12 protein-coding genes and 2 pseudogenes are annotated in these 13,578 nt (G+C 67.5%); 10 read left to right on the top strand and 4 right to left on the bottom strand.

Going from position 1 to position 13,578, the window contains the following annotated elements; genetic code table 11:
- From JMF86_RS02625 to JMF86_RS02635, 3 genes and pseudogenes are all read right to left on the bottom strand, one after another.
- Positions 1-240: pseudogene (locus JMF86_RS02625) on the bottom strand (acetyl-CoA carboxylase biotin carboxyl carrier protein); the annotation flags it as partial.
- 66 nt (positions 241-306) lie between these two features.
- Entirely contained in the window at positions 307-759 is a 453-nt protein-coding gene (gene aroQ, locus JMF86_RS02630; protein ID WP_006476970.1) for a type II 3-dehydroquinate dehydratase, read from the bottom strand.
- A 194-nt stretch (positions 760-953) separates the two neighbouring features.
- Positions 954-1,505, bottom strand: coding sequence for a TlpA disulfide reductase family protein (locus JMF86_RS02635; protein WP_201316703.1), 552 nt, complete (start codon positions 1,503-1,505; stop codon positions 954-956).
- A gap of 38 nt (positions 1,506-1,543) precedes the next feature.
- On the opposite strand from JMF86_RS02635, the pseudogene JMF86_RS02640 reads away from it, so the two are divergent.
- Positions 1,544-2,146: pseudogene (locus tag JMF86_RS02640) on the top strand (RNA-guided endonuclease InsQ/TnpB family protein); the annotation flags it as partial.
- Position 2,147: 1 nt separating this feature from the next.
- Here JMF86_RS02640 and JMF86_RS02645 read toward each other — a convergent pair.
- A complete protein-coding gene (locus JMF86_RS02645) occupies positions 2,148-2,792 on the bottom strand; it encodes a UDP-N-acetylmuramate--alanine ligase (RefSeq protein ID WP_201316692.1) in 645 nt (214 codons plus the stop codon).
- Between the two features lie 153 nt (positions 2,793-2,945).
- On the opposite strand from JMF86_RS02645, the gene mpl reads away from it, so the two are divergent.
- The 9 genes from mpl to JMF86_RS02690 all read left to right on the top strand — a co-directional run bounded on the left by mpl (position 2,946) and on the right by JMF86_RS02690 (position 13,566).
- Positions 2,946-4,424, top strand: coding sequence for a UDP-N-acetylmuramate:L-alanyl-gamma-D-glutamyl-meso-diaminopimelate ligase (gene mpl, locus JMF86_RS02650; RefSeq protein ID WP_229773051.1), 1,479 nt, complete (start codon positions 2,946-2,948; stop codon positions 4,422-4,424).
- Positions 4,421-4,990: a YqiA/YcfP family alpha/beta fold hydrolase gene (locus tag JMF86_RS02655; protein ID WP_011544536.1), complete on the top strand. Its 570-nt coding sequence runs from the start codon at positions 4,421-4,423 to the stop codon at positions 4,988-4,990. The genes mpl and JMF86_RS02655 overlap by 4 nt, the downstream gene beginning before the upstream one ends.
- Before the next feature lie 80 nt (positions 4,991-5,070).
- Positions 5,071-7,161, top strand: coding sequence for a ribonuclease catalytic domain-containing protein (locus JMF86_RS02660; protein WP_074801332.1), 2,091 nt, complete (start codon positions 5,071-5,073; stop codon positions 7,159-7,161).
- Positions 7,158-8,024 carry a shikimate dehydrogenase gene (aroE, locus tag JMF86_RS02665; RefSeq protein WP_011544538.1) on the top strand — a complete coding sequence of 289 codons (867 nt, stop codon included), beginning with the start codon at positions 7,158-7,160 and terminating at the stop codon, positions 8,022-8,024. Before JMF86_RS02660 ends, aroE begins: the two co-directional genes overlap by 4 nt.
- A gap of 14 nt (positions 8,025-8,038) precedes the next feature.
- Complete coding sequence (gene mtgA / locus JMF86_RS02670) at positions 8,039-8,776, top strand: monofunctional biosynthetic peptidoglycan transglycosylase (protein WP_011544539.1); 738 nt, start codon at positions 8,039-8,041, stop codon at positions 8,774-8,776.
- Between the two features lie 423 nt (positions 8,777-9,199).
- Positions 9,200-10,810, top strand: coding sequence for a S10 family peptidase (locus tag JMF86_RS02675; protein WP_069232163.1), 1,611 nt, complete (start codon positions 9,200-9,202; stop codon positions 10,808-10,810).
- 79 nt (positions 10,811-10,889) lie between these two features.
- On the top strand, positions 10,890-11,294 hold the full coding sequence (locus JMF86_RS02680; protein ID WP_053525896.1) for an EF-hand domain-containing protein: 405 nt from the start codon (positions 10,890-10,892) through the stop codon (positions 11,292-11,294).
- 350 nt (positions 11,295-11,644) lie between these two features.
- Positions 11,645-12,544: an IclR family transcriptional regulator gene (locus JMF86_RS02685; protein WP_011694140.1), complete on the top strand. Its 900-nt coding sequence runs from the start codon at positions 11,645-11,647 to the stop codon at positions 12,542-12,544.
- Positions 12,541-13,566, top strand: a complete 1,026-nt coding sequence (locus JMF86_RS02690; RefSeq protein WP_006476960.1) for a 2-dehydro-3-deoxygalactonokinase — start codon at positions 12,541-12,543, stop codon at positions 13,564-13,566. The genes JMF86_RS02685 and JMF86_RS02690 overlap by 4 nt, the downstream gene beginning before the upstream one ends.
- Positions 13,567-13,578: the final 12 nt, after the last annotated feature.

Here is a 13,578-nt window from a genome sequence, read left to right on the forward strand (position 1 = left end):
CTGCGGAGCGGCCGGCGCGGCTGCGGCGCCGGCGGCCGGTGCCGCGGCACCGTCGGTCGGCAGCGCGGCCGACGGCGCCGGCGCGCTGACTTGCGGGGCATACCCAGCCGTCGGCTGCACGTAGACCGGCGGCGCGTTCTTGACGATGCGCACCTTGCCTTCGCCTTCCGTCACTTCCAGCTCGGAGATGCCGGATTCGGAAACGAGGTCGATCAGAGTTTTCAGCTTACGAAGATCCATCGGGAATTCCCCTTTCAATACGTGAAAGCGCCGGTTAGGGGCCGGCGCTGAATCTAGATCGCGAAATCAGCCGCGCGACGCGCCTTGCAGCTTGTCCAGCGCGTACTCGAGCGCGTACAGATAACCTTTCCAGCCGAGCCCGCAGATCACGCCTTCGGCCTGGTCGGAAAAGTAGGAGTGGTGCCTGAACGCTTCGCGGCGATGCACGTTCGACAGGTGAACCTCGACGAACGGGATGCCAACGCCGGCGATCGCGTCCCGGATCGCAACGCTCGTATGCGTATACGCTGCCGGATTGATCAGGATGAAATCGGTCTGTTCCTCCCGCGCGGCCTGGATGCGGTCGACCAGCGCGCCTTCATGGTTGCTCTGGAACGACGACAGGTCGGCGCCGGCTTCCCGGGCGCGCGCGGCAAGCGCCTGATCGATCTGCGCGAGCGTGACGCGGCCGTACACCTCCGGTTCCCGGGTGCCGAGAAGGTTCAGGTTGGGGCCGTGCAGCACCAGCAATCGTGTCATGGTCGCTTCTATTTCTGCGGAATTGCGCGAACTTTAGCGCTATTTAGAGAAATTTGTCTAGTTTTGCCGAACGGCCAGGCGCGGCGGACCTGCAAGAATTACCGGCGCAGGCGCAAAGTATCGGCGAATTCACGCGAAATTGCGGCGATCGACCTGCAAATCGCCGCCAACGCGCGGACTGCCGTTCGGACAGATTACAGCGCGTCGAGCGTCTTTTTCAGCTCGGCCGGTTGGATTTGTCCTAATTTTGTCTCGCGAATCTTGCCGGTTTCGTCGATGACGACGGTAAACGGCAGCGCGCCGGCGGTATTTCCGAAGTTACGGGCCAGATCGGCGCCTGCATAGCCGCTGATGAAGACCGGATAGTCGACCCTCACCTTCTGCAGGAAGTTCTTCACGTTCTGCTCGGAATCGACGCCGATCCCGACGAAACGGATGCCTTTCTGCTTGTACTGGTGCGACAGCGCGACGAGCTCGGGCATCTCCTCGACGCACGGGCCGCACCACGACGCCCAGAAGTTGACGACGACTTTCTGGCCCTTGAAGGCGGCCAGCGTGGCCGGCTTGCCGTCGACGCCGGTGAGCGATGACGCCCACAGCTGGTCGACCGGGTTGCCGTGGGCGGTCGGCGCCGCGACGGCGACGCCGTCGTCGGCCGTGCCGCGGAACCAGTGGCCGGCGGCAATCCCGCCGGCGACGGCGGCGGCCGCGACCACTGCGAGCGCCAACATGCGTTTCATCATCAGAATTTGCTCCGAGAAACCCCGCCATTGATGGCGGGAAGGAAAGGAGTGGGGTTGACAGGCAGCTTCTTCCACGGGTTAGGATCACCTTCGCCACACTTTCGACCGGCGAGAAGCTGCCCAATGACCCGTTCGGTCGACGAGCGGCGGAAAAGCTGGCGAAGGCGCAGCGTGCGCACAAGCACAAGCGGCATAGCGCGAAGTTGCACGCCAAGATGGCAAATGCCCGTGTCGATTTCCAGCATAAGCTCGCGCTCGATCTGGTGCGGCGTTTCGATTACATCGCGGTTGGCAACGTATCTGCCGTCAAACTCGCCAGAACCAGGATGGCGAAGAGCGTCTACGACGCATCCTGGTCGTCCTTCCGAAACAAGCTCCGCTACAAAGCGATCGCGCACGGGGCCCTGTTCGAGGAAGTCGACGAAAGCGGTTCGACCCAGTTCTGCTCGGCGTGCGGGTCGAAAGACAGCACGACGCGGCCGAAAGGTATCGCGGGACTGAGAATAAGGGAGTGGGTCTGCAGTGACTGTGGTGTCGAGCATGATCGAGATACCAACGCTGCGCTGAACATTCTCCGATGCGGACGTGCATCGCCAGGTGTGGGAATCCTCTGCCTTTTGGGCGGAGGAGGACGTCAACGTTGAATCATTCCGGTTCGGAAGGGGCCTGGTCTGCCTCGACGAGCGCGCGCAGCGCGGCGGCGTCCGCGCGGGCGATGCGGCCGCGCGCGTCGGCCTTTACCGCGCCGCGCAGGTCGTCGCTCGCATACAGCGCGAGATGGATGCCGATCGCGTCCACGTCGCGCCGCGGGCGCCACAGGAAACTGAGTGTCTCGACGTCGCCGCGGCCCGCGAAATGCCGCGTCTCGGATACGTCGTACTGGACGTTCTGGTTCAGCAGGTAGATCGCGACGTCCTTCGGGTTGTCGGTGAATGCCTGCAAATGGATATCCGAATGCGCGTTCGCGGTGCCGTTCAGCACGGCGCCCGTCACATAAGGATGGAACTCGGCGAGCCGGCGCATCCAGTCGAGCGCGATCTCGCGCAGGCGGCGCAGTTCGTCCGGCTGCGTGTCGCTCTGGAACAGCGACAGATACTCGCGCAGTTCTTCCTCGATCTGGTCGTTATCCGGCAGCCATTCGCCGGCAACGCGCGAATCGCCCAGCAACTGGCGCGCGGCCTTGCGTTTCGCGCCGGCGTAGTCCAGGCCGTCCTCCGCGATCAGGCGGGCGGCGGACTGGGCGATTTCCTCGCGGACGCGCCGCGGGTCGACAAGAGGTTTGCGAGACATGATCCGGCAATCATACTCGATCGTCGCGGCGCCCGAGCACGGGTGCGGCGGCCCGCCGCCCGAGGGTGCCGACGCCGTTCGCGCGCATCGTTCGGGCCGCCGGGCATCGCAGGCCGTCAGTTACAATAGTGTTCTTTGTGTCGCGGCAAAGTCGTGGGCCGGGCGCCGGCCGCACGGCCCGTCCGGCGCGACACACACGCATCCTTTCCGAATCGACGGCGCCCGGCGGCGCGAAAGCATTCCTCTATGCACATCCACATTCTTGGCATCTGCGGCACCTTCATGGGCGGTCTCGCCGTACTCGCACGCGAGGCGGGCCACACGGTGACGGGTTGCGACGCGGGCGTCTATCCGCCGATGAGCACGCAGCTCGAGGCGCAGGGCATCACGCTGATCGAGGGCTACGGCGCCGAGCAGGTCGACCTGAAGCCGGACCTGTTCGTGATCGGCAACGTCGTGACGCGCGGCAATCCGCTGATGGAGGCGATTCTCGATCGCGGCCTGCCTTACGTGTCGGGCCCGCAGTGGCTCGGCGAGCACGTGCTGGCCGGCAAATGGGTGCTCGCGGTCGCGGGCACGCACGGCAAGACGACCACGTCGTCGATGCTCGCGTGGCTGCTGGAAGACGCAGGTCTCAATCCGGGCTTCCTGATCGGTGGCGTGCCGCTGAACTTCGGCGTGTCCGCGCGGCTCACCGATTCGAGCTTCTTCGTGATCGAGGCCGACGAGTACGACACGGCATTCTTCGACAAGCGCTCGAAGTTCGTGCACTACCGGCCGCGCACCGCAGTCCTGAACAACCTCGAATTCGATCACGCCGACATCTTCCCCGATCTTGCCGCGATCGAAACGCAATTCCATCATCTGGTGCGCACCGTGCCCGGCGTCGGGCGGATCGTCACGAACGGCCGCTCGGACGCGCTCGAGCGCGTGCTGGCGCGCGGCTGCTGGAGCGAGGTCGAACGCTTCGGCGTCGACGGCGGCTGGCAGGCGCTGCCTGCCGAGGACGGCGTGCCGGTCGACGAACGCTTCGCGGTGTATTCGCACGCCGGGCGCGTCGGCGAAGTCGCATGGCAGGTGCAGGGCGACCACAACCGGATGAACGCGCTCGCGGCGATCGCCGCCGCGCGCCACGTCGGCGTGCCGCCGGCGCAGGCGGCCGAATCGCTCGCCTCGTTCCGCAACGTGAAGCGCCGCATGGAAGTGCGCGGCAGCGTGGACGGCGTGACCGTCTATGACGACTTCGCGCACCATCCGACCGCGATCGACACCACGATCGCCGGCCTTCGTGCGCGCATCGGCCGCCAGAATGCCCGCATCCTCGCCGTGCTCGAGCCGCGCTCGAACACGATGAAGCTCGGCGTGATGAAGTCGCAGTTGCCGGCGAGCCTCGCCGACGCCGATCTCGTGTTCGGCTACGGCGCGCCGACCGGGCGCGATGCGCTCGGCTGGAATCTCGCCGAAGCGCTCGCGCCGCTCGGCGACCGCGCACGCGCCTTCGACGATCTGCATCTGCTGGTGAAGGCGGTGGTCGAGGCCGCGCGTCCGGGCGATCACGTGCTCGTGATGAGCAACGGCGGCTTCGGCGGCGTGCACCAGAAGCTGCTCGATGCGCTCGGGAGCCGCCCGTGATCCTGTATCTGCACGGCTTCCGGTCGTCGCCGGAATCGCAGAAGTCGCGACTGCTCGCCGCGCGCATGGCCGAACTCGGCCGCACCGGCGAGTGGCGGTGCCCGTCGCTGTCGGTATCGCCGCTCGAGGCGATCGCCGTCGCGGAAGCCGAGGTCGCGGGCGCACGCGACGTCACCGTGATCGGCAGCTCGCTCGGCGGTTATTACGCGACGTGGCTCGCCGAAAAGCATGGCTGGAAGGCCGTGCTGCTGAATCCGGCCATCGTGCCGCAGCGCGATCTCGAACAGTATCTGGGCGAACAGTCGCTGTGGCACGGCGGCGGCACGATTGTCGTCGAGCGCCGTCACCTGCACGAACTCGACGCGCTGCGCGTGCCGGCGATCACGCGCGCCGACCGCTACTATCTGTTCGCGGCGACCGGCGACGAAGTGCTCGATTACCGCGAGATGCTCGCCCACTACCCGCGCGCGAAAACTCGCGTGATCGACGGCAGCGATCACGGGATCAGCGAATTTGCCGACTATGTCGACGACGTTCTCGCGTTTTGCGACGGAAAGACGTCTTAAACCGGCCGCGTGCCGATCGAATTCCCATCATCATGCGGCGCCGCTGACGCGGCGCCCGGCAGTCTGAACGAGAGTACTGAGTGAACGTTTTCTTCGAGGAATCGGGCAGTTTCAAGGCGGGCAGCGTGCTGTCGCGCCAGGGCGACGCATTTCAGGTCGAGTTGCCCGGCGGGCGGCGGGCGAAGGTGCGCGCGAAAGACGTGCTGATCGAATTCGACAAGCCGGCCGCGGGCGAACTGATGCAGGAGGCCGACACGGCCGCGCAGCAGATCGATCTGGACTTCCTGTGGGAATGCGCGCCGGCCGACGAGTTCGCGTACACGGCGCTGGCCGCCGAGTACTTCGGCGCGACGTACGGCCCGGTCGAGCGCGCGGCGCTGGTGCTGCGGCTGCACGGCTCGCCCGTCTATTTCCGCCGCAAGGGGCGCGGCCAGTACCAGCGGGCGCCGGAAGAGCAGCTCAAGATGGCGCTCGCATCGCTCGAGCGCAAGCGCCAGCAGGCGCTGGTGCAGGCGCAGTATGAAGAGGAACTGAAGGCCGGCAAGCTGCCGGAAGCGTTCGCGGGCAAGGTGCTCGGGCTGCTGACGCGGCCGGACAAGAATTCGATCGAATACAAGGCGATGGAAGCGGCGGCCGGCGCGCGCGGCGTGTCGCCGGCGCGGCTGATGCTCGACTGCGGCGGCATCGAGTCGCCGCGCGCGCTGCACGAAGCGCGCTTCCTCGCGGAATTCTTTCCGCATGGCACGGGCTTTCCACCCGTCACGGTCGGCCCGCTGCCGGACGACCTGCCCCGCGCGAACGTCGAGGCGTTCTCGATCGACGACGTCACGACCACCGAAATCGACGACGCGTTCTCGGTCGAGCACCTGTCCGACGGCCGGGTGCGGATCGGCGTGCACATCGCGGCGCCGGCGCTCGGCATCGTGCGCGGCGATCCGGTCGACGCGATCGCGCGCGCGCGCCTGTCGACGGTCTACATGCCGGGCGACAAGATCACGATGCTGCCGGACGACGTCGTCGACGTGTTCACGCTGAAAGAGGGCGATTACCGCCCGGCGCTGTCGCTGTACATCATCGTCAACCGCGAGACGCAGGACATCGTCGCGAACGAGACGCGTGCCGAGCTCGTGTTCGTGAAGAACAACCTGCGCCACAACACGCTCGACGAGCTGGTCACCGAAGAGACGCTCGCGGCCGGCACCGGCGACTATCCGCACAAGGACGACATCGCCGTGCTGTGGCCGCTCGCGCAGGCGCTGTTCGAGAAGCGCCAGGTCGCGCGCGCGGGCTACGGGCTGAAGCGCGAGGTGCAGCGCAACACCGATTACAACTTCTACGTCGAAGGCGAGCACGTGACGATCACGCCGCGCCGCCGCGGCTCGCCGCTCGACCTGATCGTGTCGGAGCTCGCGATTCTCGCGAACTCGACCTGGGGCGCGTTCCTGCACGACCACACGGTGCCGGGCATCTACCGCTCGCAGCGCGGCTTCGGCGCGCCGGGCCCGAAGCGCACGCGGATGCAGACGACGGCCGCGCCGCACGAAGGCCTCGGCGTCGCGCAGTACGCGTGGAGCACGTCGCCGCTGCGCCGCTACGTCGACCTCGTGAACCAGTGGCAACTGCTCGCGTGCGTGCAGCACGGCGTCACCGCGAAGCTCGCCGCGCCGTTCAAGCCGAAGGACGCCGATCTCTACGCGGTCGTGCAGGGCTTCGACGATACGTACACGGCCTACGCCGACTACCAGCGCCGGATGGAATATTTCTGGTGCCTGCGCTGGCTCAAGCAGGAGCAGAAGAAACAGGTCGTCGCGAGCGTCGTGAAGGGCGATCTCGTGCGCCTGGAGGAAATCCCGCTGCTGCTGCACGTGCCGGGCCTCGGCGTGCATGCGCGCGGCACGCGCGTGCTGCTCGACGTGATGTCGCTCGACGAGCTGACGATCGAGGCGTCGGTGCGCCTGTTGAACGTGCTCGACGCGCCGACCGTGACGAGCGGCGATACGGCCGAGGCCGACGAAGAGGATGACGCCGAAGGCGGCGACGACACGCTGGTCGACGCGGAAGACGCATCGGCGCAAGCCGAGGCCGAAGCGCTGGCCGAATCGGGCGACGCGACGGCGGAGGGCGGCGAAGCCGCGAGCGGCAACGACGGCGAAACGGGGCGCGCATCATGAACGCAGTTGCGTCGACGAGCGGCGCCGACCGCTATGTCGTGTTCGGTAACCCGGTGGCGCACAGCAAGTCGCCGTTCATCCACGCGCAGTTCGCCGCGCAGACCGGCGAGCCGATCGAGTACACGCACCGGCTCGCGCCGGTCGATGGTTTCGAGGCGGCCGTGCGCGCGTTCGTCGCCGAAGGCGGCCGCGGCGCGAATGTGACGGTGCCGTTCAAGCTCGACGCGCATGCGCTCGCCGACACGCTGTCGCCGCGCGCGGCGGCCGCAGGCGCGGTGAACACGCTGCGCATCGACGCCGACGGCCGCATCCACGGCGACAACACCGACGGCGTCGGCCTCGTGCGCGACATCGAAGCGAATCTCGGCGTGTCGCTCGCCGGCGCGCGCATCCTGCTGCTCGGCGCGGGCGGCGCCGCGCGCGGCGTCGTGCTGCCGCTGCTCGACCGCGCACCGCTGTCGATCGCAATCGTCAACCGCACTGCGAGCAAGGCCGAAGCGCTCGTCGGTCAGTTCATGCAGGCCGCGCACGATGCGGGCTGCACGCTCGCGGGCGGTGGCCCCGGCGTCGTGCGGGCGGAGCCCTACGACGTGGTGATCAATGCGACGGCCGGCAGCCTCGATGCCGCGCTGCCGGAATGCGACGCAGCCGCGTTCGGCGCCGGCACGCTCGCGTACGACATGATGTACGGCGCGCAGCCGACCGTGTTCATGCAGCACGCGGCATCGCTCGGCGCGCGCACGGCCGACGGTCTCGGGATGCTCGTCGAGCAGGCGGCCGAGTCGTTCTTCATCTGGCGCGGCGTGCGGCCGGACGGCGCACCGGTGCTGGCCGCGCTGCGCCAGGCGCTCGCGGCGAGCTGAACGGAGCGCGGCACGTGGTGGCGGTGAGCGGCACGCAGCGCACGCGGACGGTGAGCCTCGCTCGCTGGGCCGTCTACGCGGGCTCGGTGTTCGCGGGCGCATGGCTCGCGACGCAGCTGTTCTATCTCGCGCAGATCGCGCTGTGGTTGTTCGTGAACCCGGGCTCGACCGCGTTCATGCGCACCGACGCGTGGTGGCTGTCGCGCGACACGCCGCCCGCGCAGATCCGGCACCAGTGGGTGCCGTACGACCAGATCTCGCGCAACCTGAAGCGCGCGCTGATCGCGTCCGAGGATTCGACCTTCGCGACCAACAACGGCTACGACGTCGACGCAATCCTGCAGGCGTGGGAGAAGAACAAGGCGCGCGGCAGGATCGTCGCGGGCGGTTCGACGATCACGCAGCAGCTCGCCCGCAACCTGTTCCTGTCGCGCGAGAAGAGCTACATCCGCAAGGGGCAGGAGCTGATCATCACGTGGATGCTCGAAACGGTGCTCGACAAGGAGCGCATTTTCGAGATCTACCTGAATTCGGTCGAATGGGGGCGCGGCGTGTACGGCGCCGAAGCGGCCGCACGCTATTACTACAAGATTCCCGCGAGCCGGCTCGGCGCGTGGCAGTCGGCGCGTCTCGCGGTGATGCTGCCGAAGCCGCGCTGGTTCGATGCGCATCGCGGCTCGGCCTACCAGGCCCAGCGCGCGGCGGTCATCGCGCGCCGGATGGGCGCGGCCGAGTTGCCGCAATCGGAGTGAGCGGCAGCGCTGCTGCATTGTCCATTCCGCCGTCGAGGCACGATTGGTGCGCTGCAGCGCATGCGTGTCGCGACCATTTCGGGTCACATCCGTTAGACGAATCCGTCTATTTCGCTTTGCTGAGCAATACCGGCGACCGCGCGATTTTGTTGACCGGCATCGCACGAAATCCGTGCATTTTTAGCCGCTGCGGGTAAACGCGAAAGTCGCTGAAAGCGACGTGAAATGCAAACGTTTCACGAATCGAAGCATTCCTGAAAGGTGTGCGCTGCACCGCTTGCGTGCGAAATATTTCCAAATTTTTCAAAGCTGATCGGCTCGCGTATATTGGCCAGCGCCTCGGCTCATCGGCCGCAATCGAGGCGGGGGGTGGCTTATCCGGCTGCTCGACACAAAAAACATCCGAGAAGAAGGAACGCAACGATGCCAGCGAGCAAAGCGAAGCTGTTGTTGGGAGTGGTGTGTTCTTCGCTGATTCTGACGGCCTGCAATGACGACGTGACGTCGTCGTCTGCAGCGAGCGCCGCGAATTCAGCCGATCCTGCCGGTCAGGTCGACCGCGCGTACAACGATCCGAACAGTTATTCGTCGAGTGCGAACGCGTCGCTCGACGCATCCGCCGCGGTCGAGAAGGCCGCCGTCACGCACCATCAGATCACGCTGAACGGCAAGACGATCCGGTACACGGCCACCGCCGGCCACCTCGTCGCCCGCAATCCGCAGACGGGCGCGCCCGAAGCCTCGTTCTTCTACGTCGCCTACACGGCCGACAACCAGCCCGCGGCGAAGCGGCCCGTCACGTTCCTGTACAACGGTGGCCCCGGTTCGGCCTCGGTGTGGCTGCACCTCGGCTCGTTCGGCCCGCGCCGGATCCAGACCGGCGACCCGAACGCGAACACGTCGACGTTCCCGTTCGTCGACAACCAGGAAACCCTGCTCGACACGACCGACCTCGTGTTCGTCGATGCGATCGGCACCGGCTTCTCCGAAGCGGTCGCGCCGAACACGAACCAGACGTTCTGGGGCGTCGATCAGGACGCCGGCGCGTTCCGCGATTTCGTGACGCGCTACCTGAGCGTGAACCAGCGCAGCGCTTCGCCGAAATACCTGTTCGGCGAGTCGTACGGCACGCCGCGCACCGACGTGCTCGCGAACCTGCTCGAGACGGCCGGCGTGAAGCTCGACGGCATCGTGCTGCAGTCGTCGATCCTGAACTACAACACGAACTGCGACATGGCGAGCGACTATGTCGGCAACTCGAACAACGGCGCGAGCCCGGTGAGCTGCGCGGGCTTCGTGCCGTCGTACGGCACGGTCGGCGCGTATTACCAGCTCGACAACCCGAACCCGTCGAACCTGCCGCAGTATGCGGACCAGATGCGCCTGCTGACGGCCGGCAGCTACGCGCCGGCCGTGAACGCGTACCTCGCGAGCCACACGCCGCCGCCGCCGAATCTCGTCACGACGATGGCGAATTCGACCGGCGTGAAGCAGGCGTTGTGGAATGCGGACTTCAACGTGGTCCCGACCTTCTTCGACAACAGCTTCCAGCTGTCGCTGGTGCCGGGCACGCTGATCGGCCGCTACGACGCACGCGTGAACGTGCCCGTGTCGAGCCCGCTCGCGGCCGACGGCGATCCGTCCAGCTCGTTCATCACGAAACCGTTCACCGACACGATCGGCAGCTACCTGCCGAACGAGCTGAAGTACACCGCGCAGTCGGCCTACTCGGTGAGCAGCAATGCGATCAACACGTGGGACTGGACGCACGACGGCCTCGCGATGCCCGACACGATCCCCGATCTGGCCGCGGCGCTGACGCTGAATCCGCAGCTGAAGGTGCTGTCGCTGAACGGGTATCACGACATCGCGACGCCGTTCTACCAGACCGAGCTCGACCTCGCGCGGCTCGGCACGCAGCCGAACCTGACGATCAAGGACTATCAGGGCGGGCACATGGTCTATCTCGACGATACGTCGCGTCCGCAGGAGAAAGCCGACCTCGTGACCTTCTACAACGCGGCCGCGCACTGACGCGCCCAGCCGGCGACGGGCGCCCTTCGCGGTGCCGCTCGCCGGCCGTCGACGACCTCATTCCAGACTGGAGCCTGACATGAAGAATCGTTTCATCGTCGTTGCCGCGGCGCTCGCATGCGTCGGCGCCGCAGCATCCCTCTCCGCGTTTGCGCAGGCGAGCGACGCCGCCGCCGCGCCGGCGCGTGCGCGCCAGGCACAGCTCGGCGATCCGTACGTGCCGCCGGCCGCGCGCCACGCGACCGCCGGCACGCAGACGACCGGGGCCGCGCTGCACGCGCAGGTGGTGCGCAAGCTCGCGCGGCAGTTCAGCGCGGCCGACACGCAGAACACGGGGTCGATCACCGAGTCGCAGGCGCGCGCGGCCGGCCTCGGCTATGTCGCGAACCACTTCCGGCAGATCGACGCGAGCGGCAACGGCCGCGTGTCGTTCGCCGACGTACAGCGTTACATGCAGGCGCGCAGCAGCACGAGCCAGCAGTAAGCGCCGCACGCGGTGAGCAAACGGGGGCGGAACCTGCGACAGGGCGGGTTCCGCCCCCGTGCGCATGGCGCGGCCGGCGTGTCGAACCCGCAGCCAATCACGTCGGTATTCTCATTATCTGGACAACGCATTCAAATATTGGAGACGAGTGCGTGCGCTCCTACAATCCGAAGCACATCGACAGCTTCGGACCCACGCATCGCGCGGCGCCCGTCGCACACGGAGACACCTTCCATGAAGTTCGCCGGGCGCTTTACTCGGTGCATCGACCGCCGCCACGCCGCCGCATCGGACGCAGTTCCGGCGCCGCGCGAGCGGCTTCACCGATTCCGTTGAAGAAGCCCCGTCCCATGACCAAGATGCCAGACTCTCTTGCCCTCGACGCCCGGCGCGCGATGCCGGCCGATACGTCGCTGACCGACAGCATCGGCGCGACCAGCACGCCGCTCGACCTCGCCGCGCAGCAGGCCGGCACGCAGACATTGCTGCGCGGCCTCGCGATCCTCGAGGCGATCGCCAATGGCGCGCGCGACATGCGCGCGATCGGCGCCGCGCTCGGCACGACGCGCAGCACGACGCACCGGCTCGTCAGCAGCCTCGTGCAGGCGCGCTATCTGCGCCAGGTGCAGGGCGGCTACCTGCTCGGCCCGAAGCTGATCGAGCTCGGCACGATCGCGCTCGAGCAGATGCCGCTCACCGCGGTGGCGCGTCCGCATCTGGAAGCGCTCGCGGAAGCGACGCTCGACACGATCCATCTCGGCGTGCGCGACGGCGACGACGTGCTGTACATCGACAAGATTCCCGGTACGCGCGGCCTCGAGATGCGCTCGCGCGTCGGCCACCGGATGCCGCTCGCGTCGACCGGCATCGGCAAGGCGATGATGCTCGACCTCGATCCGGACCTGTGGCGCTCGCTGTTCGAAGCCGCGCGGCGCGCGCTGGCCGGCGTCAACTTCAAGCCCGACAACCGGCCCGAGACGAGCGCGTTCCTGCAGCGCATGGCCCACTACGCGGCCGGCGGCTATACGTTCGATCTCGAGGAAAACGAGGCGTCGATCCGCTGCGTGGCCGCGCCGATCCGCGACGCGTCGGGCGCGATCGTCGCGGCGGTGTCGGTCGCGAGCACGATTCCGTACATGCCGCACGACCGCATGGACGAACTGATTCCGCTCGTGCAGCGCGAAGCGCGAGCCATTTCCGCGGAACTGGGCTGGAGCCCGCCGCAGGGTACCCGCAGGATCAAACGATGACGACTTCGACCCGGCCCGCTCCGGATGCCAGTTCCGCCTCCCCGTCGCTGATCGCGCTCGACTGGGGCACCACGTCGCTGCGCGCGTATCTGTACGACGCGCACGGCGTGCCGATCGACACGCGCAGCCGGCCGGCCGGCGTGATGCACGTGCCGGGCGGCGGCGCGCGCGCGTTCGACGCGGTGTTCGAGGAAGCGTGCGGCGACTGGCTCGACCGTACGCCCGGCCTGCCGGTGCTCGCCGCCGGGATGGTCGGCAGCGCGCAGGGCTGGCGCGAGGCGCCGTACGTCGCGGTGCCGGCCGGCGCCGACGCGCTTGTCGCGGGCCTCATCACCGTGACGACGGCGCGCGGCGCGACGGTCTCGATCGTGCCGGGCGTGATCGCGACGGGCGAATTGCCCGACGTGATGCGCGGCGAAGAAACGCAGATCGTCGGTGCGCTCGCGAGCGATCCCACGCTTGGCGCCGATCGTTCAGGGGTACTGATCGGCCTGCCGGGCACGCATGCGAAATGGGCGTGGGTGAAGGACGGACTGATCGAGCGCTTCCAGACCTTCATGACGGGCGAGCTGTTCGCGGTGCTACGCGATCACACGATCCTCGGCCGCACGATGCGCACGGGGGCGTCGCCCGATCGTGACGCGTTCGTGCGCGGCGTATCGGTCGCACGCGGCGCGCGGCACACAGGGCTGCTCGCGACGATTTTCAGCACGCGCACACTGGGGCTGACCGACCGGCTCGCGCCCGATGCGCAGGGCGACTACTTGTCAGGCCTGCTGATCGGTCACGAGCTCAATGCGCTCGACGCGATGCTCGCGGAGCGCGGCATCGCGCTCGCGGACCAGCCGCTGCTGCTGATCGGCGACGACGGCTTGTGTTCGCGCTACGTCGATGCGCTCCGGGTATTCGGCCATGCGCATGCGCGGGTCGCCGCGCATGCGACCGAGTTGGGCCTGTGGCGGATCGCGTCGCGCGCCGGGCTCGTGCGCGCGGACGGCGAGCCCGTCTGCGCCGATCAATGAACTGCTTGCAGA

It is taken from the genome of Burkholderia sp. E168m15 (assembly GCF_016586105.1).
GTDB lineage: Bacteria > Pseudomonadota > Gammaproteobacteria > Burkholderiales > Burkholderiaceae > Burkholderia > Burkholderia orbicola.

Excerpts from the sequence above, each read along its gene's own strand:
- aroQ (WP_006476970.1), bottom strand. The coding sequence starts at position 759 with ATGACACGATTGCTGGTGCTGCACGGCCCCAACCTGAACCTTCTCGGC.
- JMF86_RS02645 (WP_201316692.1), bottom strand. The coding sequence starts at position 2,792 with ATGTCTCGCAAACCTCTTGTCGACCCGCGGCGCGTCCGCGAGGAAATC.
- aroE (WP_011544538.1), top strand. The coding sequence starts at position 7,158 with ATGAACGCAGTTGCGTCGACGAGCGGCGCCGACCGCTATGTCGTGTTC.
- JMF86_RS02675 (WP_069232163.1), top strand. The coding sequence starts at position 9,200 with ATGCCAGCGAGCAAAGCGAAGCTGTTGTTGGGAGTGGTGTGTTCTTCG.
- JMF86_RS02680 (WP_053525896.1), top strand. The coding sequence starts at position 10,890 with ATGAAGAATCGTTTCATCGTCGTTGCCGCGGCGCTCGCATGCGTCGGC.
- JMF86_RS02685 (WP_011694140.1), top strand. The coding sequence starts at position 11,645 with ATGACCAAGATGCCAGACTCTCTTGCCCTCGACGCCCGGCGCGCGATG.
- JMF86_RS02690 (WP_006476960.1), top strand. The coding sequence starts at position 12,541 with ATGACGACTTCGACCCGGCCCGCTCCGGATGCCAGTTCCGCCTCCCCG.